Source organism: Pseudomonas sp. H3_C08 (assembly GCF_054669455.1).
The window spans coordinates 271,123-294,762 of record NZ_CP162803.1 but is presented as its reverse complement, the minus strand read 5'-3'; the positions used below and the strand labels follow the sequence as shown (position 1 = coordinate 294,762).

The window sequence follows — 23,640 nt, the reverse complement described above, 5'->3', positions numbered from 1 at the left end:
CTCGCGAACGCTGGAAGCGCCAACCTGCGCGCTTCCAAGGATGACTCTTTGACTATGGACAGTCTCATGACGGGCAACACCCTCGTACTCACACCTTCGCAGACTCAACGGCTCTCCCCTGACGATCAATCCACGCCAGGACCTGATGACATCGACTCCCCGGCTACTCCCCTGGCTAACTTGGGTGGGGCGTTGTCCTGGCCCATTCCCCTGAATGCGGACGAACAACGCCGCTTGCGTCTGATCACCATGAGCCATGCACACCATTTGGGCGACCAGCCGCTGGTGATGCAGATCAAGGGCGGTGTGCTGGAGTTCTTGCGGTATGACCACCCTGTTCCCGAGAACGTGACAGACGACCCTGCAAAGATGCTCGACGCGCTGCTCCGCTCCCCGCAAGGGCAACTGATGGGCAAAACGCTGCAACAGAGAATGCAAGGCATCGACAGCGATAGCAGCGTTATGGATTACCTGCTGGCGGGGATCGCACTGCAGATGGATCCTGAGTCGATCACCGCCCCCCTTCGCAACAAGACAGCTGGCTTCGATCTGGCCAGCAATCGACATTGCGGCCGGCATGCATCTGCAGTCATCGATGACCTCGCCGAACACTTAAGCCGTGAAGGCAGAACCAGCGCTGCCTTGGCGAAAACCGGCGCATACCTTTTGCTAGGCAGGTCGGCACCGCAGTTTCTGATTGCAGACATTCCCCGAAATGTGAAAGTTGGCAGTCTGGCCTGGGCCAACCTGACCATGGCGGCAATGGCCATCGAGGCACAAACACCTGGCAAAGTCCCCGGACTGACGTTTGCCCAAGTCATGAGCAAGGCTGAAAGTGCTCGCCGGGCTGACCCGGCATCGACTCAACGCATTCAGACAGCCGTATTACGCGATTGGGCTGTCACCAACGAAATCATCCTGAAAAGAAACGATGACGCCTACACCGACGGACAACTTGAAACGATAAGAGCGACATTTAACCAAGAGCTTGAAGAGCGGCTTGCTGCCGCCAGGATTCTGGACAAAGCATTACCGACACGAAAAGACATTGCCCTGGCCCTGCTGATAGAGCGGTTTAGCGATTTGGGCACGCTTTTCGAAGTCAAGGCTCTCCACACGGATACGTATCGTGGCGAGAGTGGACAGACGGGTTTCAGTGGCATCCATTCGCTTCTGGATTACGCAATGATGGACTTGCCGAATCCGCGTCCACTTGCATCAAGTGATACCCGCCTCCCACTCGAGGCATTGAATAACAACCCGACGTTCGGTGTGCAGGAAGCCTTCGACCGGCAGTTCGCCCGCTCAATTCTGGATAAAAAGGCCGCCGTCAATACAACGATCAGGCACATGATCTCCCTGCTCCCACTAGAAGACAAAAAGAATTTCGAGTTTGGAAAAGTCAGCTTTTTCCAACAAGGTTCATTTGTCTCGGATGGATTTTTCAATCATACCCCTTGCCCCAACGAGCCCGGGCTGCTCATCAGGACGGAGCTGAGCGGCACGTTCCAGGCGTATGAAATCAACATCAATAAAGACACGATTGAACGGACGGCGCTGCACAAGGCAAAGCAACAGGAATCAAGGGAGGCCAACAAATACTTCACGACCAAAGAGCTTGTCCCCCGTGAAGCGGCAAATGAACTGGGTCGCGAGCTCGCTTTAAGCGAATCACTGGTGAGCAGTTTCAGCAGCGCGCGGTCCCGTGCGATTGCCGACGCCTTTGTGCAACATCTGGATCTGGATGACCCCGCAATCAAAGAGCTGGCACGCGGGCAAACCCCCATGGACGAATATTACCGGCCCAAACCGCTGGGTGATTTTTTGTTGAACTTGATCCCCTTCAGATCCGCCATTGTCAATTTCCAGAAGGGCAACTACGGCGAGGCGGTGTTTGATCTCACCGTGGATGTATTCGGTTTTCTCACGGCGGGCGTCGCCACGGCAGGGAAACTGATCAGAATCGGCAGGACTGCTCTGTCCAACGGCGCCAAGGCATTGAAGACCGCCCATGTCATCGGTGTCGCCACCATTGATGTGCTCAACCCGGTGGGTGGCTTGAGTGATCTGGCCAGACTCGTGGGCACCGGTGGCCTTTATCTGCTGTCCAGAGGCGCCAAAGCCGTCAACCGGCTCAGGGGGACCGCCGACAGTTACGATGTCTTGAAAGCGCTCAGCAAACAGTACGACGCGGCGGCAACGGGCACCGTAAAAGTAACCGGCCAGACTGTGGAAGGTGCGGCCGTGCTGAAGAGCGGTCAATGGTATTCATTTGATGCCGACACGATGCGACCTTACGGCAGCCCGCTCGAGGAATTCGCTGTCGCCACCCAGGCGGTCGCCGGAGAAGTGCTCGCTGCACACATCGATGATTGGGACGAACTGAGCCATACCTTGTTCAGCCGCTACAGTGTGCCCGATTCCAGAATCGCCGGGCTCTCTCGCAACAGCCAAGGGGTGTATGTTGCCGCCGACGGACACCTCTCCCACATACGCCATACCGATGGCAGCGGTACCACGGCGGTGTACGAGGTCAGGCAAGTCACTCGCACGGAAGACGGCGTCGTGCGTGCGCGGGTGTATCACGACAACCGGCAAACCAGTCTGCTGGTCCAGCATCTCCAGGGTGATCAGTGGCAACGACTGGGATTGTTTGGTGGGGGGCAGATCACGGCGGATCACTTGCGGGCCTGGGAGGCGTTGCCGCAAGCGGAACAGAAGAGGCTGACCATTCGGGGCTTTGCGCGACAGAACGGAGTGTCGGCCAAAACCTTTGCGTACTACGTAGAACCCGAGGGGCAATTGAGCGCTGCCGGCTTGCTCATGCGTAACCGACCCGCCAACACCCCTTTCAACAAGGTGACTCATGTACATGTCCGTGATTGGCAAACCATGACACAGCCGGCGCGTGACGCAATGACCATGGAAGGATTTGCCGGCCACCACCACCTTAATCCGATCTCGTTCAAAACTTATGTGCGAGCCGACGGGCTCGGCCCCCCGGGTGAAACGCTGCTGAACAGGGCGGCCGGCAGCTCTTACAACGCGCTTACCGATGACCATTTACGCACGTGGAAAGGGTTGTTCGAGAAACCGGACAACTCGGTCACACCGCAAGAATTCATACGTGAACACGGGCTCAACCCGAACTCTTGGAGACATCACGTTAAAGTTGATGGCGCCCTGAAAGATGAGACTGTGCAGCGTCTTGATCAAGCTCGGCAGACGTCCGCCGTGCCGGTCGCTGCCACGCCAGCCCTTTTACCGGCGCGGGTTCCGGGGGGACCGGTGGAGAAGATCACTGCCGAGCATCTACTGAATTGGGAGGCGGTGTCGCGTAACGGACAGGGGAACACGAGTCGTGCAGACTTTGCCCGGCAACATAACCTGTCCCGGCCAACGTTTGAGTACTACGTGCAACCTGACGGCCAACTGAGTGCTACGGGCGCGATTGTGCGCAACCGCCCCGCCAATACCCCCTTCAATAAAGTGACCCAAACGCATATCGATCATTGGCAAAACATGACGCAACGAGCGCGTGATGCAATGACCATGGAGGGATTTGCCGGTCATCATCACCTTCATCCGGTGACGTTCAAAAGCTTTGTGCGGCGCAATGGCAGCTTGGGGCCTGCCGGTAAAGCGCTATTGAACAGGGCAACCGGCACGGCCTATAACGCGATTACCGATGATCATCTACGTGAGTGGAGCCGGAAATTCGGGCAACCGGATAATTTGGTCACGGCAGCGGAGTTCGTCAGTCAACACGGATTTAGCCCAACCTCTTGGTATGCGCAAGTAAGAGCTAATGGATCTTTACGAGATGCGACTGCGCAGCGTCTCTATCCAACAGAGGGCGACGTTGCACTACTCCCCTCCGCGCCCCAAAAACCTGATGCAAGTGCGAGCCTGCCGGCTCATGTGCCAGGCCGGCGGATTGAGTTAATTACTGCTGAGCACTTATTGGCTTGGGAAGCATTACCGCGAGCAGTACAGCTGTCGCTTACCCGCGAGGGTTTTACCCGCCAGAAAGGGCTATCCGGCAAAACCTTTGCGTACTATGTGGAGCCTGACGGACAGTTGAGCGCCGCGGGCATGATCGTGCGAGAACGCCCCGCCGGCACACCCGTCAATCAGGTGACCGGTGCGCATATTCGTGATTGGCAAGCCATGACACAACCGTCGCGTGATGCAATGACCATGGAGGGATTTGCCGGTCTTCATCACCTTCATCCGGGTTTGTTTAAAAGAGTTGTCCGGCAAAATGGAAGCCTGGCACCTGCCGGTGAAGCGATGTTGAACAGGGCGGCAGGCGTAGTTTACAACCCGATTAGAGATGAGCATCTAAGCCAGTGGAAAATGCTCTTCGAGAAGTCGGACAACACAGTCACAGTTGAAGAATTCGTACGCCAGCACGGATTAAGCCCCAACTCTTGGCGACGACTTGTCAGAGCTAATGGGCTCTTAAAAGATACCGCTGTGCGGCGTCTCGAACATGCAGGGAGAAACACCACATTGTCTCCCGCGCCTCAACAAATCGAGACAAGTTCGGGACAAAAGCGGCCTGCACAGGAATCTGTCGACCCGACCCAGCCGAAGAAGTCTGCCGACACACCACAAAACTCAGAACAGGCTCCAGGCCCCTCCTCGGACATCCTGCCAGTCGCAATCAAGGTTGAAACCGGAAAGTCCTCGTCATTGCCTCATCAGGTCGACAACACATTGCCAATCCTGCAGGACCCAAAGAACTCCAGGCTCAGTTTGACCCATGCATTAGAGGGGCCGATAGATGACATCCGTATCGCCCACTGGAATGGCCTGCTTGACGGTCTCGATAACGCAAGCAAAAAAAACGTTTCAAGCCAGATCAAGGAATCGATCAAAGACTGGTTGCGTACCGAAGGACAGCATCAATCGCGGTTTGATCAAACTCTGGAAGTGTTCACGGCACTGGATGACGGTGGACCCAATCGCGGCGCATCAGTGTGGGCACGACGCGATATTGCCAAATTTGAAGTGCTAGGACCGTACGCAGGCAAGTTTCATGAATCAGATGCGTCGTTGTTTCAGGAGATACGCAAACAAGGTTCACGGGCTGTACTGACTTACTTGTTCGGCACACGCTCGGGCAATCGCTCGGTGAGTGGGCTGCACACGGGCAATACCCTGAGCCTGATCAATACCTCACAACTGGGCAATGAGCCGGCATGGAAGTCGAACAACGTCATTTCCATTGCCGCGGGAAAAAACCTGACGTTCTACGTGGCGCTAGAAGACATCAGCAAGGGTGATGAATTACTGATGGATTACGGCCTGCTCTATCAGCCCGTGCCTGATATAGCGGTCAAACAGGACCCTGGTCGCTGACTGCCCGTTGAGGCGTCAAAGCGACGACGGCCATTGATCCTTGGGTGCGCTGTACGGTGGCGCCTTAATCCTGACGATATTCCCGGGCACAAAAAAGCGGCGCTAATTGCGCCGCTTTCATTTGCGTGGATCTACCAGCGGTTGCCACGTCCGTTATGGTCGCCGCGTCCACTGTGTCGGTCGTAGTTACCGCGACCGCGGTGATCGTTATCCCAACCGCCGCGACGATGGCCATCCCAACGCCCGCGATCGTTGTCGTGCCAGCGACGGCTTTCGTAATAACGTGGAGCCGGCTGGTAGTAACGCGGCGCCGATTGGTAATAGCGCGGTTGCTGGTAATACCGCGGGGCTGGCTGGTAGTAGCGAGGCTGCGCGTAATACCTGCTGCCACCGTTGTAATACGTGCCGCCAGAGTTGTAGTAGGCCGGTGCGGGTGATGTGTAGACCTCTGAGCTGTAATACGAGTCCGCGTAGGAGTACGGGACGCAACCGGCAACGGAAAACATCATCGCAGCAAGTAGAAGAATTCGTCTATACATGGCGGCCTCCTGGACCGCGGGTTGGCCACACCAGCGACGCTGGCAGGCGACAGTCATTTAATCGGTGACTGTCGAAAAATCAGACAGCGTTTTCGGCATCTGGTGCGTTCCTGCAACAAGTTGAAACAAGTGATTGATGAAATCCTGTTCATTTGGAAAACGCTGTCATTCAGCCGCTGATCAATGGTGGCCACCGTGATATCCGCCGCCGTGATAACCCCGTCCGTAACCGCCTCGATAGCCGTAGCCACCGTGGTAATAACGCGCGCCGCCGTAGTAGCGCGGAGCGTAATAACCACCGTAGGAATAAGGTGAGTAATAGCCGGGATAGTAGTAGGTAGACGGATAAGCATCGTAGGGTCCGGCGTAGTAGTAACAACCGGACAGACCCAAACCGAGCACCGCTCCCAGCAGCACCCTTCGCAATGTTTTTTGAATAAGCATGGCGGCCTCCTGAAAGACCCGCGACAGCAGTCGGCACAGACCGGCTGACATCTGTTTTGACTGGCAAACCCATGCCGAGTGCCAACACGCCAAAACCATCGGATCAGCGGCAAAAACGCTGCATCACGGTGCAGCCGCGCACCAACTCAAAGCGCCTCAGCAGCCTCGCCACCAACCCTAGGCAACCCGCGCGCCCGTGCCAGAGCGCCTGACGCGACTTGGCACGCGTCTCGCTTTAGCAAACCCGTGCAGGAGTCATCACAGGTTCGCGGCACCACAATTTGCAATGGCTGACTAGGGTTCCGGCTCGCAATCGCGAGTGGCTGGTCCGAGAGTTGGCGACCTCCAGTTGAGGTTACACGGCGGGACAAAAGCCCGGGAGACAAGCCACCGTTCGCGGTGCCGCGTTGCCTTCCTGTCCGCCCTTGATCAACTGGAGAATCCACCATGACCCGACTACGTTTGCCCGCCCTGCTCGCCGCTGCGTTCGCCGCGCTCATCAGCAGCCAATCCTTCGCCGCACAGAAAGACCATTTCAGCGTCTGCTGGACGATTTACGCTGGCTGGATGCCATGGGAATACGCCGGCAGCCAGGGCATCGTCGACAAATGGGCGAAGAAATACGGGATCAAGATCGACGTCGTGCAGCTCAACGACTACGTCGAATCGATCAACCAGTACACCGCCGGCCAGTTCGACGGTTGCACCATGACTAACATGGATGCGCTGACCATTCCGGCCGCCGGCGGTGTCGACAGCACCGCGCTGATCGTCAGCGATTTCTCAAACGGCAACGACGGCATCGTCCTCAAGGGCGACGGCAAAAAAGTCGCCGACCTCAAGGGCATGGACGTCAATCTGGTCGAACTGTCGGTCTCGCACTACCTGCTGGCTCGCGCGCTGGACTCGGTCGATCTGACCGAAAAAGACCTGAAAGTGGTCAACACTTCCGACGCCGATATCTCCGCCGCTTTCAACACCGAACAGGTCAACGCCGTCACTACCTGGAACCCGATGCTCTCGGACATCAAGGCCAAACCGGGGGTGACCGAAGTGTTCAACTCCAGCCAGATTCCCGGCGAGATCATGGACATGATGGTGGTCAACAGCGCCACGCTCAAAGACAACCCGGCGCTGGGCAAAGCACTGACCGGCGCGTGGTTCGAAGTGGTCGAACTGATGAACGCCAAGAACGCCGCGAGCAAGACTGCGCTGGAGCACATGGCCAAGGCCTCGGGCACCGATCTGGCCGGATTCCAGGCGCAACTCGACACCACCAAACTGTTCGCCACCCCGAGCGAAGCGCTGAGTTTCGCCAACAGCAAACAACTGCCGGAAACCATGCGCAAGGTCGCCGAGTTCTCCTTCCAGCACGGCTTGCTCGGCGAAGGCGCGAAAGACACCAGCGCGGTCGGCATGGCCTTCGCCAACGGCGTGACCAGTGGCGATACCGGCAACCTCAAGCTGCGTTTCGATCCGACCTACGTGCAGATGGCCGCCGACGCCAAGCTGTAAGCCACGGAGGATTTGGCCATGCGCCTGATCAATCGCCACCCGGATCGCCCGAGTCGCCTGTTGTTGGTGATCCTGCCGTTCGCTCTGCTGCTGTTCGCCTACTTCATGGGCTCGGCCGAGCGCCTGGCGGACAACCCCAACGACAAACTGCTGCCGAGCGCCGTACAGATGACCGACGCGGTCAAACGCCTGGCCTTCAATGCCGACAGTCGCACCGGTGACTACCTGTTATGGCAGGACACGGCTTCCAGCCTGCGGCGTCTGGCTATCGGCCTTGGCATCGCCGCGCTGACCGGGCTGTGCCTGGGCATCGCTGCCGGCACGTTGCCGCTGTTCGGTGCGCCGTTGTCGCCGCTGCTGACAGTGCTGTCGATGGTGCCACCGCTGGCGATCCTGCCAATTCTGTTCATCGTGTTCGGTCTGGGCGAGTTGTCGAAGGTCATGCTGATCGTGATCGGCATCACCCCGGCGCTCGCTCGCGACCTTGAACAGCGTGCCCGGGAAATCCCCGTCGAACTGCTGATCAAGGCGCAGACCCTCGGCGCCTCGACCTGGACGTTGATGCTGCGCGTAGTGCTGCCGCAGCTGTTGCCGCGTTTGTTGATCTCGTTGCGGCTGATGCTCGGTTCGGCATGGCTGTTCCTGATTGCCGCCGAAGCGATCGCCTCCACCGACGGCCTCGGCTACCGGATTTTTCTGGTCCGGCGTTATCTGGCGATGGACGTGATCCTGCCGTATGTGGTGTGGATCACCCTCCTCGCCTGGCTGATGGATTGGGGCCTGAAATACCTGACCCGTCGCGCATTCCCTTGGTATGAGGGGGCGGCCAAATGAGCTTCATCACCGTGAAAAACGTCTGGCAGCAATACGCCGACCAGGTGGTGCTGGAAGGCCTGAACCTGAGCGTCAACGAGGGCGAGTTCTGTACCTTGGTCGGCGCGTCCGGTTGCGGCAAATCGACCTTCCTGCGTCTGCTGCTCGGCCAGGAAACGGCGAGTCGCGGCGAGATTCTGCTCGACGGCCAAGCGCTCGCCAGCGAGCCGGATGCCAGCCGTGGCGTGGTGTTCCAGCGCTACTCGGTGTTCCCGCATTTGAGCGTGCTCGACAACGTCGCCCTCGGCCTCGAACTGCCGCGTGCGCCATTGCTCGGCCGGCTGTTCGGCAGCGCCAAACGTGAAGCTCGCGAACAAGCGGCAGCATTGCTGAATAAAGTTGGCCTCGGCCATGCGCTGGACAAGTACCCGGCGCAGCTGTCCGGCGGCATGCAGCAACGGCTGGCGATTGCCCAGGCACTGATCATGAAACCGCGCGTGCTGCTGCTCGACGAACCGTTCGGCGCGCTCGATCCGGGCATCCGCAAAGACATGCACGCCTTGCTGCTGGAGCTGTGGCGCGAAACCAAACTGACGGTGTTCATGGTCACCCATGACCTGTCCGAAGGCTTCAGCCTCGGCACGCGTCTGCTGGTGTTCGACAAGGTGCGCCTCGACCCGCACGCCCCCGGCGCCTATGGCGCGCGCATCACCTACGACATCCCTTTGAACAGCGACCGCCGCGCCCAACGCGCCGCCGTCGACGCCCTGCCGTTGCCACTGGCAGGTGCCCTTCGCACCGCTTGAGAGGACTGCTCCGATGAATAAGCCGATGACTGATTCGACCCAACTGTTCCCACCTTTCGCCGAAGAAATGCTTCCCGGCGGCGGCCATCGCTCTTTCGTGTTGAAGCGCGGTCAATTGCTGCGCCTGACCGACCTGCGCGGCGGCGCCAACGTCAGCCTGACCCTGCTCAACGCCAATGAAAAAACCGAGCGGCTGAACCTGCCCGACAGCCTCAAATGCCAACACACCGCCAAGCTCACCAGCGGCCATTGCCTGTACTCGGACATGGGCCGCGTCCTCGCCGCGATCACCGCCGACACCTGCGGCTGGAGTGACAGCCTCGGTGGCGTGCTCTGCGCCGAAGAAGTCGCGCAGAAGTACGGCCAGGGCCGCTATCAGGAACTGCGCAACGGCTTCTTCCGCAACGGCACCGACAACCTGCTGGTGGAACTCGGCAAGTGGGGCCTGGGCCTCTCCGACCTGCTGATGACGCTCAATCTGTTCAGTCGCGTCAACGTCGACGAGGCCGGGCGTTTCCACTTCGTCGAAGGCAATTCCAAGGCCGGCGATTACATCGAACTGTACGCGCCGATGGACACGCTGGTGGTGCTCACTGCGCTGCAGCACCCGATGGATCCGGCGCCGGAATACGCACCGAAACCGCTAAAGCTGAGCTGGATGAACGCCGACGCCAGCGTCGCCGAACACTGCCGCACTTCGCGCCCGGAAAATGAGCGCGGCTTTATCAACACCGACCGTTTGTTCGCCTGAGGATCGCTGCCATGTCAGTTGCTATCGCCACTTCGCAAAACCAACCCGACACAGCGGTGTACCGCGCTACGATCCCGGCCGGTGAACCCTGGCTGATGGAGGTCAAGGCCGGCCAGACCCTGCGCATCCTCGATCTGGAAGGCAATCAGGCCGTCGATACGTTGTTCTACAGCCTCGCCAATCCCAAGGAACGCTACGACGTGCAGCGCACCTTGCGTCGGCAGAACAGCGTCTACCTGAGCACCGGCAGCGTGCTGTATTCCAACCTCGGCCACGCGATGCTGACCATCGTCGCCGACACTTGCGGACGCCACGACACCCTCGGCGGTGCCTGTGCACAAGAGAGCAACACCGTGCGCTACGCCCTGGAAAAACGCTACATGCACAGCTGCCGCGACAACTACCTGCGCGCCTGCGCCCACGACGGGCGACTGGGCAAAAGCGACATCGGGCCGAACATCAATTTCTTCATGAATGTGCCGGTGACGGCGGATGGCGGGCTGACCTTCGAGGACGGGATTTCGGCGCCGGGCAAGTACGTCGATTTACGCGCGGAGATGGATGTGATCGTGCTGATTTCCAACTGCCCGCAGTTGAACAACCCCTGCAACGCCTATAACCCGACACCTGCGGAGCTGCTGGTATGGAACTGACTATCCGCCGTTTACGCCGTTGGCTTTTCGCACTGTGCCAGGCGCGTTCCGGGCAGTGCCTGAAAAAGTGAAACCACCACAGACCCAATTGTAGGAGTGAGCCTGCTCGCGATAGCGGTGTGTCAGACACATCAGTTTTGACTGATCCGACGCTATCGCGAGCAGGCTCACTCCTACAAGGGATCGGTGGTGATCTGAAGTGTTTTTTCATCCGGGACGGCCCGGATGTCTGTCGAAAAACGGCGGGACGGCCCGCTTCCCCTTCAGGGGTTATGCCATGTTCGAAAAAGTCCTCATCGCCAACCGTGGCGCCATCGCCTGCCGCATCCTGCGCACCCTCGCTTCACTGCAGGTCAAAGGCGTGGCCGTGTATTCCGAAGCCGACGCCGCCAGCCTGCACATTCTGCACGCCGATGAAGCGCACAGCCTCGGTGAAGGCGCCGCTGCCGGCACGTATCTGGCGGTCGACAAAATTCTCGCCATCGCCAAGCAAAGCGGCGCCACGGCAATCCATCCCGGTTACGGGTTTCTCTCGGAGAACGCCGCGTTCGCCGAAGCCTGCGCAGCGCACGACATCGCTTTCATCGGCCCGACGCCGGAACAACTGCGCGTATTCGGCCTCAAGCACACCGCCCGTGCGCTGGCCAAACAGCACGGCGTGCCCATGCTCGAAGGCACCGAACTGCTCGACAGCCTCGACGCCGCGCTGATTGCCGGCGAACAGGTCGGCTACCCGGTGATGCTGAAAAGCACCGCCGGCGGTGGCGGCATCGGCATGCGCGTGTGCCGCAGCGCCAGCGAATTGAGCGAATCCTTCGAAGCGGTAAAACGTCTCGGCCAGAACAACTTTAGCGACGCTGGCGTGTTCATCGAGAAGTACATCCAGCGCGCCCGCCATCTGGAGGTTCAGGTGTTCGGTGACGGTCGCGGTGAAGTCATCGCCCTCGGCGTGCGCGACTGCTCGGTGCAGCGGCGCAATCAGAAAGTCCTCGAAGAAACCCCGGCGCCGAACCTGCCAGACGGCATGGCCGAAGAGCTGTGCACGGCGGCGATCAAGCTGGCGAAAGCGGTGAACTACCGCAGCGCCGGAACCGTGGAATTCGTCTTCGACAGCGAGGCGCAGCGCTTTTACTTTCTCGAAGTGAACACGCGTTTGCAGGTCGAGCACGGCGTCACTGAACAAGTCTGGGGCGTCGATCTGGTGCGCTGGATGGTTGAGCTGGCGGCGGGTGAGCTGCCGCCGCTGAGCGAACTCATATGTGGTTTGCAACCCGAGGGCCATGCGATTCAGGCGCGGTTGTACGCGGAAGATCCGGGGCGCGATTTCCAGCCGAGCCCGGGCTTGCTGACGGCGGTGGCGTTTCCCCCGGCCAACGGCATTCAACTGCGCATCGATACCTGGGTCGAGGCCGGCTGCGAGATCCCGCCGTATTTCGATCCGATGATCGCCAAAGTCATCACTTGGGCGCCGACCCGCGAACAGGCGCGCGCCGAGCTGCATAAAACGCTGGGCGAAAGTCTGTTGTACGGTGTGGAAACCAACCGCGATTACCTGCGGCAGATTTTGCTCGACACGCCGTTCGCCAGCGGCGAGCCGTGGACCCGTTGTCTGGAGAATCTGGTCTATCGCGCCAACACCTTCGAAGTGCTCAGCGCCGGCACGCAAACCAGCGTGCAGGACTATCCCGGCCGCCTCGGTTACTGGGCGGTCGGCGTGCCGCCATCGGGGCCGATGGACAGCCGTGCATTGCGTCTGGGCAATCGCTTGCTCGGCAATGCTGAAGGCGCGGCGGCGCTGGAAATCACCATGAGCGGACCTTTGTTGCGCTTCAATTGTGCGGCGGTGGTCGCGGTGACGGGGGCGCCGATTGGCCTGACGCTTGAGGGGGAAAGCGTGCCGATGAACACCACGTTGCTGATCCCCGCTGGCGCGACGTTGCATCTGGGCAGCATCAGCGGCGCCGGGGCACGCAGTTATCTGTGTCTGCGCGGTGGCTTGCAGGTGCCGGATTACCTGGGCAGCAAAAGTACTTTCACTCTGGGTCAGTTTGGTGGGCACGGTGGTCGGGCGTTGCGTGCCGGGGATGTGTTGCATATCGCTGCGCTGAAGGACCGCAGTGCGGGTCAGCAACTGGCCGAACAGCACATCACCGCGTTGCCGGCGGTGCGGCAGATTCGGGTGATTTACGGCCCGCACGCGGCACCGGAATACTTCACTGAAAACTACATCAGCACTTTTTTTCAAACTCAGTGGGAAGTGCATTTCAACTCCAGCCGCACCGGTGTCCGGCTGATCGGGCCGAAGCCGGAATGGGTGCGGGCCGACGGTGGCGAGGCGGGGTTGCATCCGTCGAACATTCACGACAATCCGTATGCCATTGGCGCGGTGGATTTCACCGGGGATATGCCGGTGATCCTCGGCCCGGATGGCCCGAGCCTTGGCGGATTCGTGTGCCCGGTGACGGTGATCGAAGCGGATCTTTGGCAGCTTGGGCAGCTCAAGGCGGGCGATAAAATCCAGTTCATTCCTGTCGGCCTCACTGACGCCCGCGATCTCGCCTTGAAATGGGATCTCCCCTGTGGGAGCGAGCTTGCTCGCGAAAAGGCCGTGTCAGTCAACATTGATGTGTCTGACACACCGCATTCGCGAGCAAGCTCGCTCCCACAGGGTTTGATGTCACCTGTAGTGCTGGATTTGGGTCAGGGGGATCGCCGGCTTGTTGCACGGGTCTCCGGGGATACTCATCTGTTGCTGGAAATCGGCGAGCCGGAACTCAATCTGGTTCTGCGCTTCCGCGCCCACGCCCTGATGCAGGCACTGGAAAACAAAACCCTGCACGGCGTGATCGACCTCACCCCCGGCATTCGCTCGCTGCAAATCCACTACCAGCCCGAGCAACTGCCGCTGGCCGATCTGCTCGGCATCATCGCTGGCGAGTGGGACGCGGTGTGCGCCGCCAACGACCTGCAAGTGCCGTCGCGCATCGTGCATTTGCCGCTGTCGTGGGACGACCCGGCTTGCCAGTTGGCCATCGAGAAATACATGACCACCGTGCGTAAGGACGCGCCGTGGTGCCCGAGCAATCTGGAGTTCATCCGGCGCATCAACGACCTGCCGAATCTCGACGAAGTACAGCGCACGGTGTTCGATGCCAGCTATCTGGTAATGGGTCTTGGCGATGTTTACCTCGGTGCTCCGGTAGCCACGCCGCTGGATCCGCGTCATCGTTTGGTGACGACCAAATACAACCCGGCACGCACCTGGACCGCTGAAAACTCGGTGGGCATCGGCGGCGCCTACATGTGCGTGTATGGCATGGAAGGCCCCGGCGGTTATCAGTTTGTCGGGCGCACTCTGCAGATGTGGAATCGCTACCGCGAAGTCGCTGCGTTCGATGGCAAACCGTGGCTGCTGCGCTTCTTCGATCAGATTCGTTTCTACCCGGTCAGCGCCGAAGAACTGCTGCGCATCCGCCGCGATTTTCCGCTGGGGCGTTTCGAGCTGAACATCGAACACAGCCAGCTCAACCTTGCCGATTATCAGGCTTTTCTCAATCGTGAAGCCGAAGGCATCAGCGCCTTTCGTGCCCAACAACAGGGTGCCTTCAATGCCGAGCGCGAACGCTGGATCGCCAGCGGTCAGGCGCATTTCGACAGCGAAGAAGCCGTGCCGGAATCGACCGAGGATGCGCCACTGGCCGACGGTGAACACAGCGTCGACAGCCACATTGCCGGCAATCTCTGGCAGGTGCAGGTCGAGGCCGGCAGCCGTGTCGCGGCGGGCGATGTGCTGGTGATTCTCGAGTCGATGAAGATGGAGATCCCAGTACTCGCGCCGCTGGCCGGGGTGGTGCGCGAGATCCGCGTGCAACCCGGTTCGGCGGTGCGCGCCGGACAACGCGTCGTGGTGCTGGCACTCGACTGAAGCCAATTGGATAAGGATCTACTCATGAATCTGCAACTCGATGTTCTGCGCCAGGCCTATCGCAATGGCGACACCACACCGCGTCAACTGCTGCTGAAACTACGGGAAAAAGCCGCCGCGCTGAACCCGGATTATCACCTGTTCATCCACCTGCTCAGCGTCGCCGAACTGGAGCCGTATCTTGCCGCCCTCGACGGTCGTGACCTCGACAACCTGCCGCTGTACGGCGTGCCGTTTGCGATCAAAGACAACATTGATCTGGCGGGGATTGCGACCACCGCCGCGTGTCCGGACTTTGCTTATGTGCCGGAACGCTCGGCGACCATCGTCGAGCAGTTGATCGCCTTGGGCGCGATTCCACTGGGCAAGACCAATCTCGATCAATTTGCCACGGGCCTCAATGGCAGCCGCTCCCCTTATGGCGCATGCCCGAACAGTGTGCTGACGGAATATCCGTCCGGCGGTTCCAGCGCCGGTTCGTCGCTGGCGGTGGCATTGGGCGTGGCGAGTTTTGCCTTGGGCACCGACACCGCAGGCTCCGGTCGGGTGCCGGCGGCGCTGAACAATCTGGTCGGGTTGAAGGCGAGCAAAGGGCTGATCTCCACGGCCGGCGTGCTGCCGGCTTGCCGCACGCTGGATTGCGTGACCACGTTCACCGCCACAGCGCGTGAGGCCAGTCAGTTGCTGGCGCTGACCGCCAAACTAGATCCGCGTGATGAGTACAGCCGTCGCAATCCATCGTGGAATGACGGCTCGGCGTTTGGTGCGCCACGGGCGTTTCGTTTCGGTGTGCCGCGCGCGCAAGACCTTGAGTTTTTCGGCTGCGTCGAAGGCCCGTTGTTGTTCGGCGATGCCATCGACCGGCTCAAAGCCTTGGGTGGCGAAGCGGTCGAACTGGACCTTTCGCCATTCCTTGAAGCCGCGCGCCTGCTTTACGAAGGGCCGTGGGTTGCCGAGCGCTATAGCGTGGCGGGTGAGTTGATGGAGCAGAATCCCGAAGCGGTGTTACCGGTGATTCGAGCCGTGCTGGCGAAAGCCCCGGCGGTGAGCGGCGTGCAGACCTTCCGTGCGCAGTATCGGCTGCAAGCCCTGAAAGCACTATGCGATCAGGCCCTCGAAGGCCTCGACTGCGTGCTGAGCCCGACCATCGGCCGTGCGGTGACGCTGGCCGAACTGCACGCCGAACCGGTGCTGCGCAACTCCGAACTGGGTTACTACACCAACTTCATGAACCTGCTCGACTACGCCGCCGTCGCCGTGCCGAGCGCGTTCATGGCCAACGGTTTGCCGTGGGGCGTGACGCTGTTTGGCCGGGCGTTCACCGATCAATACCTGCTGAGCGTGGCCGATGCGCTGCAGCGTCAGCTGGATTCCGACCTGCCGACACCGGCGAACGTTGCACGTCATGATCGCGCACGCATTGTGGTGTGTGGCGCGCATCTGCAAGGGTTGGCGTTGAATTGGCAACTGACTCAGCGAGGTGGGCGCTTGTTGGAAACGACATTGAGTTCGCCGGACTATCAACTGTATGCGTTGGCCGGCGGCCCGCCATTGCGGCCGGGGATGGTGCGGGTCAAGGATGGCGGTGTGGCGATTGCGGTGGAGGTGTGGGAATTGCCGAGCAGTGAGTTGGGTTCGTTCCTCACCGGGATTCCGGCGCCGCTGGGACTGGGCAAAGTGCAACTGGCGGACGGACGTTGGGAGAGCGGGTTTATCTGCGAGCCGTATGGTCTGGAGGGTGCGCTGGAGATCAGCCATTTGGGGGGATGGCGGGCGTATCTTGAGACTCGGAACTGATCCAGAAACCAGCCCTCACCCTAGCCCTCTCCCGGAGGGAGAGGGGACTGACCGAGGTGTTTGTCAGGTGGTTGTCATTCGGTGATACCGAGCCGAACACACTTTTTGAAATCACCACAATCTAGCTCCCTCTCCCTCCGGGAGTGGGATGGCGGGCGCATCTTGAAACTCGGAGCTGGTCCAGAAACCAGCCCTCACCCTAGCCCTCTCCCGGAGGGAGAGGGGACTGACCGGGGTGTTTGTCAGGTGGTTGTCATTCGGTGATACCGAGCCGAATACAATTTTTGAAATCACCACAATCTAGCTCCCTCTCCCTCCGGGAGAGGGGACTGACCGGGGTGTTTGTCAGGTGGTTGCCATTCGGTGATACCGAGCCGAACACACTTTTTGAAATCACCACAATCTAGCCCCCTCTCCCTCCGGGAGAGGGCTGGGGTGAGGGAGCTATCCTTCTGACACACCCTCTACGTCATATCCCCCGCCATTTCAGGCATAAATCCCGCAGGCTTTTCCCGGCCATCCCACTAGAATGCATGCCATCGGGCCACTGCCAACGGAACCGCCATGCCGCTTCGTTCTCCCCTGTACTCGCAACGCTCACTGGTCCTGACGCTGATCGCCCTGCTCGGCGCCGGTTTCCTCGCCACGTCGTTGCTCAGCTACTACGCCTCCCGCACGTCGATTCGCGACAACATCGTCAACACCGAGCTGCCGCTGACGTCCGATACGGTGTACTCGGAAATCCAGAAAGATCTGGTCCGGCCGATCCTGATTTCCTCGATGATGTCCCGCGACACCTTCATGCGCGACTGGGTGGTCAACGGCGAACAAAACCCCGAGCAGATGACCCGCTACCTCGACGAGGTCATGACCCATTACGGCGCCTACACGGCCTTCTTCGTCTCCAACAGCACCCACACCTACTACCACGCCAAAGGCGTGCTCAAGCAGGTCAAGGTCGATGAACCGCGCGACGCCTGGTACTTCCGCGTGCGCGACATGAAGGATCCGTACGAGATCAACGTCGACCCGGATCTGGCCAACAAGGACAACCTGACCTTCTTCATCAACTACAAGGTTTACGACTACCACAACCGCTTCATCGGCGCGGCCGGGGTCGGTCTGACCGTGGACGCGGTGATCAAGCTGATCGACAAGTATCAACAGCGCTATCAACGCAGCGTTTACTTCGTCGACACCTTTGGCCGGTTGGTCCTGACCGGCGCCGAAGGCGGGCCTGAAAGCGCGCACATCGGTCAGAGCCTGAGTGAACTGGAGAGCATGAAAAGCCTGGTCAGCCAGTTGCCGAAACCGCACAGCGGCAGCTACGAATACTCCGCCCACGGCCAGGGGCACTTTCTCAACGTGCGGTTTATTCCTGAGTTGAACTGGTATCTGTTTGTCGATAAACGCGAAGACGGCGCGCTGAGTGAGATCCGCCAGTCGCTGTATCTGAATCTACTGATCTGCCTGCTGGTGACGCTGATTGTGCTGGCGCTGCTCAACCGCGTGATCAAGCGCTACCAAAGCAAAATCCAGGCGCAGGCCATTCTCGACAGTCTCACCGAACTGCCCAACCGCCGAGGCTTCGACATTCTCGCCGCACAGGCCCTGCACGAAGCACAACGCGAAACCAAACCACTGACCGCGCTGCTGCTCGACCTCGACCATTTCAAGGTGTTGAACGACACTTACGGGCACATGGCCGGCGATCAGGTGTTGATCGGTTTCGCCCGCGATCTGCAAAGTTGCCTGCGCCATGCCGACATTGTCTGCCGCTGGGGTGGTGAGGAATTTATCGTTTTACTGAAGGACACCGACGGCGATACCGGTCAGAAAATTGCCGAAAAGATCCGCCAACACGTCGAACAACACGAATATGCATACGACGGCCACAGCCTCAATCTGACGGTGAGCATCGGCGCCACCACCCTGCAACGCGATGACACCTTGCACAGCCTGCTGTCGCGGGCCGATCATGCGATGTACCGGGCCAAACAAACCGGCCGCAACCGCACCTGCGTGGAAATGCCTCACTCGACTTATGCCTGATTCCGACGTTAAACCCGACCATTGCCCGGCCTGCGGCGCCCGCAACGACTGCAGTCTGGCCGACCCGCGCACCGCCGACCGCGAATGCTGGTGCTATGGCGTGAGCATCGATCCGGCCGTGCTTGAAGCGCTGCCGCCAGAACTGCGCAACCAATCCTGCCTGTGCCCGCGTTGCGCGCAAGTCGAGGCGCAACTGCAAGCGGCCAAGCGGCCGATCCCGTAAGATGCGCGCCCCTTCATTTACTGAACTCTGAACATGCGCGTCGACCGTTTCCTCAGCAACCTGCCCCGCTACAACCGTCAGCAGGTTCGTCTGTTGCTGGTGGAAAAGCGTGTGCGGATTGACGGAAAAGTCGTCAGCGATCCGCACAGCGAAGTGCTGGAATTCAGCCGTGTCGAAGTCGATGACGAAGTCCTGCAAAGCGGCAAAGCGGCGCGCTACTTCATGCTGCACAAGCCACCGGGCTGCGTCAGCGCCACCCGCGATCCGCAACATCCCACCGTGCTCGACCTGATCGATGAGCCCGACAAGGACGACCTGCACATCGCCGGACGCCTGGATTTCAACACCACCGGCCTGATGCTGATCACCAACGACGGCGCGTGGTCGCGCCGCTTGACCCAGCCGCAGACCAAACTGCCAAAGGTCTACTACGTCGAGACCGAGCAGGAGATTGGCGCGCACTATGCGAGTACTTTTGCCGAGGGGATCTACTTCGCCTTCGAAGACCTGACCACGCAGCCGGCGCACCTGGAGCTGCTCGGCCCACGCTCGGCGCGGCTGAGCATCGTCGAGGGCCGCTACCATCAGGTGAAGCGCATGTTTGGTTTCTTCAACAACAAAGTCCTGCGCCTGCACCGCGAATCCATGGGGCTTCTGCACCTCGATAACGCGCTAAAACCGGGCGAGTACCGCGCTTTGCGCACCGAAGAGATCCATTTGTTCTAAGCCCGCGACCGCTCAGCAGAAGTTGTCGAACAATTTACCAACGGCACTTGCGCGATCCCTACTCCCCTGCTTGAATCAGGACGTCGGCCAGATTGTGACCGATGAGTCACAACAGACATCCAAGAAACTTTTTGCCGGTAGAGAGCCTTCAAGGCTCCGCCTCAGCCGGCAGACTGCCCGCCAATAACAATACCCGTCGACCGCAGTCATGGATCGACATGGGCCAAGCAAATTCCAGGCGTATGCCTACCTGTCACAAAGCTCGTGCAATCTCTATTTGCGCGCATACCCGCTTGCTTGCCAGGAGTCTTATGACATGAGGCCAGAAATCGCTGTGCTGGATATACAGGGTCAGTATCGGGTTTACACGGAGTTCTATCGCGCAGACGCCGCAGAAAAGACCATCATCCTGGTCAACGGCTCGATGGCCACGACTGCGTCGTTTGCACAGACTGTGAAAAACCTGCACCCGCAATTCAACGTGGTCTGCTACGACCAGCCCTACGCGGGCAGGTCAAAAGCCCACAATCGCCACGAGAAACATCTGACGAAGGACGTCGAAGGGCAGATTCTGCTCGAGCTGATCGACCACTTCGCCGCCGAACACGTGCTGTCGTTCTCCTGGGGCGGCGCCGCGACCCTGGTCGCCCTCGCCCACCAGCCACGGCGCATCGAACGGGCGGTGATCAGCTCGTTCTCGCCAGTGATCAACGCGCACATGCTCGATTACCTCGAACGCGGTGTCGACTACCTCGGCCAGCGCGACGGCGACCGCGTCGGCCATCTGGTCAACAACACCATCGGCAAACACCTGCCGTCGTTGTTCAAACGCTTCAACTATCGCCACGTCAGCAGCCTCGCCGAGCACGAATACGGGCAGATGCACTTCCACATCAGCGACGTGCTGCACAGCGATCGGCAGTGCTATCTGAATGCAGCGAAAAAGATCAACGTGCCGGTGCTGTTTCTAAACGGCGAATGGGACGAATACACCGCTGCCGAAGATGCACGCCTGTTTGGCAACCACGTGGCGCAGAGCACGTTCACCACGCTGCAGGCCACCGGGCATTTTCTCGACATGGAACACAAGGCCGCGTGTCGCGATAGCCAGAACGCCTTGCTTGGCTTTCTGAAACCGGCGCAGCAGGCTAGCCGAACGCGTTACTCGTTTGTTCAGGATCAACATGCATTGGCTATTTGAAAGGGTGTCGTCGCGAGCGAGGCTGCCGGGCTGGGATTGTGCTTTTCTCACCGCAGTGCTCGCCCGCGATTGACCGATTTCAGTGATTTAAAGCGTTCATGAGCAAAAGAAAAACTTCAAATCCGTGGCCGAGTCTGGTACAAAGTCAGCCGCTCTGAGCGGGTATAGTTTAATGGTAGAACAGTAGCTTCCCAAGCTTCCGACGAGGGTTCGATTCCCTCTACCCGCTCCACTCAAATATTGGTCTCACGTTATGTTTTTTGACGGGAGATGCAGGAACAGAAAAAACCGGCCTTGATGGCCGGTTTTTTTGTGCCTGAAAAAATCCGATGCTGCATTTCGAAACAATGCAAAAACCTGCAACACACTCTGAATCCTTGGGGATTCAAACCTCTGAGCCGAATGACGGACAATGACCACTTGGTGGTTATAGTGTTGATCACAAAAGCCAAGTAGGTATAGGCCAGCTCGTCGCAGACGGTTGGTCTTTAGTGCGGGTCAGAGGCAGCCACCATCACTTCAAACAACCAGTCAAGCCTGGACAGGTCACTGTGCCGCATCCGAAGAAAAATCTGTTGAAGAAAACGGCCATCAGTATTTTGCAACAAGCGCTGCTCTGACTTTTTCAGGTCATCGGCGCGATGGAGGAAACGAATATGCTCTACCCGATTGCGATTTCAATAGGTGATGAGGAACACGCCTGGGGCGTGGAGGTGCCGGACATTCCGGGCTGCTTTTCGGCTGGCGATGATCTGGATGATGCCGTCGCCATGGCTCGCGAAGCCATCGAGGGGCATTTCGAAATTTTGGCTGAGGACGGTGCGCCGATCCCGGCTGCGAGCAAACTTGGCGTGAACGTCGCTAATCCGAAGTACGCAGGATGTGCATGGGCCGTGGTCGATATAGATGTCGTGAAGTACTTGGGTAAAGCCCAGAAACTCAACATCACTTTGCCGGGGCACTTGCTCAACCGCATTGATGAGTATGTGTTGCATCACCCGGAAGAGAAAAGCCGCTCGGGCTTTCTGGCGTCGGCGGCTCTGAAAGTTTTGCAGCAGGGTTGAACCTTGGCGCGTCAACCCGTGCTGGCCTATCCTAACCATTAAACCTAATTACATTTTCTTGTGAGTTAAATTATATTTTCAGGTTTAATCCACAGTATATTGTGTACTGACAATCAAAACTGAACGCCGACGGTACCCACGACATGCTGGATTTAAGCCTCACCACCGCAAGCGAGATCGTCAAACGGATTTGCCACCGCCTGCGCACAGAACGATTGGCTTTGGAGATGACACAGGCAGACGTGGCCGCTCGCGCGGGCATTGCGACGAATACGGTGTCAAACCTTGAAGCCGGTCGTAATGTGAGTTTCGACAACATGGTGCGAGTGGCGATGGTTCTCGGGCGCGAAAAGGAACTCGAAGGGTTGTTTCTGCCAAGGCTCGAAACTCTGGACGATATCATTCGCTACGAAAAAACGGCCAAGCGTCATCGCATCAAAAGGAAAGCCGACAATGCTTGAACAAGTTGACGTCTACTACGAGGGCTGGGGTGAACGTTGGCGGTGGGGCACACTTGCTTCGACGAAAGCCCTGACCGGTCGCCCGCAGGTCATGTTTGAGTACAGCGATGAGGCAAAAAACAGAGGGCTGGAACTCTCCTCCTTGAGGCTTCCATTACAGGGAGCCAGGTTAAACCGGGATTTCCCGTCACATCAGCTGGGACTGCCTGGGCCGGTTTATGACTCGCTGCCAGATGGCTGGGGCATGTTGCTGATGGACCGATTGTTCAAACGTCGAGGCCTCAACCCCGCGCGCATAGGCCCCTTGGAGCGGCTAGCCTACATTGGCAACAATGCCATGGGGGCCATGTCGTTTGAACCTGTTGCACCCGAGGCGCTGGAAACGCAAATGCATGTTCCCATCGACTTGCTCGCATCCGAAGTGCAGGAGGTACTCAAAGGTAAAGGTGGAGAGCTTCTCCAGAAGCTGCTACTGGTCGGAGGCTCTCCACAGGGCGCCCGACCCAAAGCGCTGGTGTATCGCGATCCGCACACTGACGCCTTTACTACGGCTGCCACTCCCGGTTTCGAAGCCTGGTTGGTGAAGTTTCCGGCTCAGCAAGAACATCCCGAGGTGTGCGCCATCGAAATGGTCTATGCCGAATGTTTACGCTTGTGCGGTATCCAGACTCCTGACACTCGTTATTTCAGCCTGTCCGAGGGAATGGCCGCTTTTGCCACCAAACGCTTTGACCGACAAAACGACTTGCGGGTGCCCATGCAGAGTCTTGCAGCCTTTACCGGTGCGGATTTCAGATCCCCAGGGGCGCTGGACTACGTCAACTTCTTGCGTGCGACTCATAAGTGCAGCAATGACGTACGAGAGAAAGCCGTAGCGTTTGAGCGGGTCGTCTTCAATGTCGCATTCAATAACCGAGACGACCATCCGAAGAACTTTGCTTACATCATGTCGCCTGGCGGAGACTGGAAATTAGCGCCGGCCTATGACGTCACGTTCTGCGAGGGGCCGGGAGGCTATCACCAGATGGACGTGATGGGTGAAGCCTTGGAAATTGGCAGAAAAAACCTGCTCAACCTTGCAGTGGAGGCTGAAGTAAACGCCGCTACGGCCGCCGACATCATTGACCGATTTTGCGAGGTAGCTAGCCGATTCTCATCTATGGCTGAAAGTTTGTATCCAGGCGTGATCACCCAGGAAACCTTGCACACCATTCAACAACGCATCGACCAAAACATCGGGCTACTTGCCGGAAGTCGTGCTGCCAGGTAGCCGTCTCGAGAAACCGGCACTCATTGGCCGGTT

General features: G+C 59.0%; 18 protein-coding genes, 1 tRNA gene and 1 riboswitch. Of the genes, 17 read left to right on the top strand and 2 right to left on the bottom strand.

Annotated features, from left to right (window positions below):
- Positions 1-66 precede the first annotated feature (66 nt).
- The gene (locus AB4N74_RS01445) at positions 67-5,367 is read left to right on the top strand and encodes an SET domain-containing protein-lysine N-methyltransferase (RefSeq protein ID WP_460098027.1); all 5,301 of its coding nucleotides are present in this window, start codon (positions 67-69) and stop codon (positions 5,365-5,367) included.
- A 131-nt stretch (positions 5,368-5,498) separates the two neighbouring features.
- Here AB4N74_RS01445 and AB4N74_RS01440 read toward each other — a convergent pair whose 3' ends face one another.
- The gene (locus AB4N74_RS01440; RefSeq protein ID WP_460098026.1) at positions 5,499-5,906 is read right to left on the bottom strand and encodes a hypothetical protein; all 408 of its coding nucleotides are present in this window, start codon (positions 5,904-5,906) and stop codon (positions 5,499-5,501) included.
- 180 nt (positions 5,907-6,086) lie between these two features.
- Complete coding sequence (locus tag AB4N74_RS01435; RefSeq protein WP_093438415.1) at positions 6,087-6,350, bottom strand: hypothetical protein; 264 nt, start codon at positions 6,348-6,350, stop codon at positions 6,087-6,089.
- Between the two features lie 283 nt (positions 6,351-6,633).
- Positions 6,634-6,734: riboswitch (guanidine-I (ykkC/yxkD leader) on the top strand.
- Between the two features lie 63 nt (positions 6,735-6,797).
- Here AB4N74_RS01435 and AB4N74_RS01430 point away from each other — a divergent pair.
- The 16 genes from AB4N74_RS01430 (at position 6,798) to AB4N74_RS01355 (ending at position 23,607) form a co-directional block, all read left to right on the top strand.
- Positions 6,798-7,865, top strand: a complete 1,068-nt coding sequence (locus AB4N74_RS01430) for a putative urea ABC transporter substrate-binding protein (RefSeq protein WP_093438419.1) — start codon at positions 6,798-6,800, stop codon at positions 7,863-7,865.
- An 18-nt stretch (positions 7,866-7,883) separates the two neighbouring features.
- Entirely contained in the window at positions 7,884-8,699 is an 816-nt protein-coding gene (locus AB4N74_RS01425; protein ID WP_460098025.1) for an ABC transporter permease, read from the top strand.
- Positions 8,696-9,484: an ABC transporter ATP-binding protein gene (locus tag AB4N74_RS01420; protein WP_077571512.1), complete on the top strand. Its 789-nt coding sequence runs from the start codon at positions 8,696-8,698 to the stop codon at positions 9,482-9,484. The genes AB4N74_RS01425 and AB4N74_RS01420 overlap by 4 nt, the downstream gene beginning before the upstream one ends.
- A gap of 25 nt (positions 9,485-9,509) precedes the next feature.
- Positions 9,510-10,235 carry an urea amidolyase associated protein UAAP1 gene (locus AB4N74_RS01415; RefSeq protein WP_095049202.1) on the top strand — a complete coding sequence of 242 codons (726 nt, stop codon included), beginning with the start codon at positions 9,510-9,512 and terminating at the stop codon, positions 10,233-10,235.
- 11 nt (positions 10,236-10,246) lie between these two features.
- On the top strand, positions 10,247-10,888 hold the full coding sequence (locus AB4N74_RS01410) for an urea amidolyase associated protein UAAP2 (RefSeq protein WP_460098024.1): 642 nt from the start codon (positions 10,247-10,249) through the stop codon (positions 10,886-10,888).
- Between the two features lie 277 nt (positions 10,889-11,165).
- Positions 11,166-14,813 (top strand): urea carboxylase, encoded by a 3,648-nt coding sequence (gene uca / locus AB4N74_RS01405; RefSeq protein ID WP_460098023.1) that lies wholly within the window; start codon positions 11,166-11,168, stop codon positions 14,811-14,813.
- 24 nt (positions 14,814-14,837) lie between these two features.
- Positions 14,838-16,610 carry an allophanate hydrolase gene (gene atzF / locus AB4N74_RS01400; protein WP_460098022.1) on the top strand — a complete coding sequence of 591 codons (1,773 nt, stop codon included), beginning with the start codon at positions 14,838-14,840 and terminating at the stop codon, positions 16,608-16,610.
- Between the two features lie 564 nt (positions 16,611-17,174).
- Entirely contained in the window at positions 17,175-18,662 is a 1,488-nt protein-coding gene (locus AB4N74_RS01395; RefSeq protein WP_460098021.1) for a sensor domain-containing diguanylate cyclase, read from the top strand.
- Complete coding sequence (locus AB4N74_RS01390) at positions 18,655-18,885, top strand: cysteine-rich CWC family protein (RefSeq protein WP_064119704.1); 231 nt, start codon at positions 18,655-18,657, stop codon at positions 18,883-18,885. The genes AB4N74_RS01395 and AB4N74_RS01390 overlap by 8 nt, the downstream gene beginning before the upstream one ends.
- 33 nt (positions 18,886-18,918) lie before the next feature.
- Entirely contained in the window at positions 18,919-19,611 is a 693-nt protein-coding gene (locus AB4N74_RS01385) for a pseudouridine synthase (RefSeq protein WP_116254479.1), read from the top strand.
- 316 nt (positions 19,612-19,927) lie between these two features.
- On the top strand, positions 19,928-20,812 hold the full coding sequence (locus AB4N74_RS01380; RefSeq protein WP_093438451.1) for an alpha/beta fold hydrolase: 885 nt from the start codon (positions 19,928-19,930) through the stop codon (positions 20,810-20,812).
- Between the two features lie 158 nt (positions 20,813-20,970).
- Positions 20,971-21,044: transfer RNA gene (locus AB4N74_RS01375), tRNA-Gly, on the top strand.
- Positions 21,045-21,270: 226 nt separating this feature from the next.
- Positions 21,271-21,432: a type II toxin-antitoxin system HicA family toxin gene (locus AB4N74_RS01370; protein WP_320337446.1), complete on the top strand. Its 162-nt coding sequence runs from the start codon at positions 21,271-21,273 to the stop codon at positions 21,430-21,432.
- Between the two features lie 36 nt (positions 21,433-21,468).
- Entirely contained in the window at positions 21,469-21,876 is a 408-nt protein-coding gene (locus AB4N74_RS01365; RefSeq protein ID WP_137218087.1) for a type II toxin-antitoxin system HicB family antitoxin, read from the top strand.
- Positions 21,877-22,019: 143 nt separating this feature from the next.
- Positions 22,020-22,337: a helix-turn-helix domain-containing protein gene (locus AB4N74_RS01360; RefSeq protein WP_007911474.1), complete on the top strand. Its 318-nt coding sequence runs from the start codon at positions 22,020-22,022 to the stop codon at positions 22,335-22,337.
- Positions 22,330-23,607, top strand: coding sequence for a type II toxin-antitoxin system HipA family toxin (locus tag AB4N74_RS01355; protein WP_460098020.1), 1,278 nt, complete (start codon positions 22,330-22,332; stop codon positions 23,605-23,607). Before AB4N74_RS01360 ends, AB4N74_RS01355 begins: the two co-directional genes overlap by 8 nt.
- The last annotated feature ends 33 nt before the right edge of the window (positions 23,608-23,640 follow it).

Bases quoted from the DNA above. Each gene is read 5' to 3' on its own strand.
- AB4N74_RS01445 (WP_460098027.1), top strand. From the start codon at position 67: ATGACGGGCAACACCCTCGTACTCACACCTTCGCAGACTCAACGGCTC.
- AB4N74_RS01440 (WP_460098026.1), bottom strand. From the start codon at position 5,906: ATGTATAGACGAATTCTTCTACTTGCTGCGATGATGTTTTCCGTTGCC.
- AB4N74_RS01435 (WP_093438415.1), bottom strand. From the start codon at position 6,350: ATGCTTATTCAAAAAACATTGCGAAGGGTGCTGCTGGGAGCGGTGCTC.
- AB4N74_RS01430 (WP_093438419.1), top strand. From the start codon at position 6,798: ATGACCCGACTACGTTTGCCCGCCCTGCTCGCCGCTGCGTTCGCCGCG.
- AB4N74_RS01425 (WP_460098025.1), top strand. From the start codon at position 7,884: ATGCGCCTGATCAATCGCCACCCGGATCGCCCGAGTCGCCTGTTGTTG.
- AB4N74_RS01420 (WP_077571512.1), top strand. From the start codon at position 8,696: ATGAGCTTCATCACCGTGAAAAACGTCTGGCAGCAATACGCCGACCAG.
- AB4N74_RS01415 (WP_095049202.1), top strand. From the start codon at position 9,510: ATGACTGATTCGACCCAACTGTTCCCACCTTTCGCCGAAGAAATGCTT.
- AB4N74_RS01410 (WP_460098024.1), top strand. From the start codon at position 10,247: ATGTCAGTTGCTATCGCCACTTCGCAAAACCAACCCGACACAGCGGTG.
- uca (WP_460098023.1), top strand. From the start codon at position 11,166: ATGTTCGAAAAAGTCCTCATCGCCAACCGTGGCGCCATCGCCTGCCGC.
- atzF (WP_460098022.1), top strand. From the start codon at position 14,838: ATGAATCTGCAACTCGATGTTCTGCGCCAGGCCTATCGCAATGGCGAC.
- AB4N74_RS01395 (WP_460098021.1), top strand. From the start codon at position 17,175: ATGCCGCTTCGTTCTCCCCTGTACTCGCAACGCTCACTGGTCCTGACG.
- AB4N74_RS01390 (WP_064119704.1), top strand. From the start codon at position 18,655: ATGCCTGATTCCGACGTTAAACCCGACCATTGCCCGGCCTGCGGCGCC.
- AB4N74_RS01385 (WP_116254479.1), top strand. From the start codon at position 18,919: ATGCGCGTCGACCGTTTCCTCAGCAACCTGCCCCGCTACAACCGTCAG.
- AB4N74_RS01380 (WP_093438451.1), top strand. From the start codon at position 19,928: ATGAGGCCAGAAATCGCTGTGCTGGATATACAGGGTCAGTATCGGGTT.
- AB4N74_RS01365 (WP_137218087.1), top strand. From the start codon at position 21,469: ATGCTCTACCCGATTGCGATTTCAATAGGTGATGAGGAACACGCCTGG.
- AB4N74_RS01360 (WP_007911474.1), top strand. From the start codon at position 22,020: ATGCTGGATTTAAGCCTCACCACCGCAAGCGAGATCGTCAAACGGATT.
- AB4N74_RS01355 (WP_460098020.1), top strand. From the start codon at position 22,330: ATGCTTGAACAAGTTGACGTCTACTACGAGGGCTGGGGTGAACGTTGG.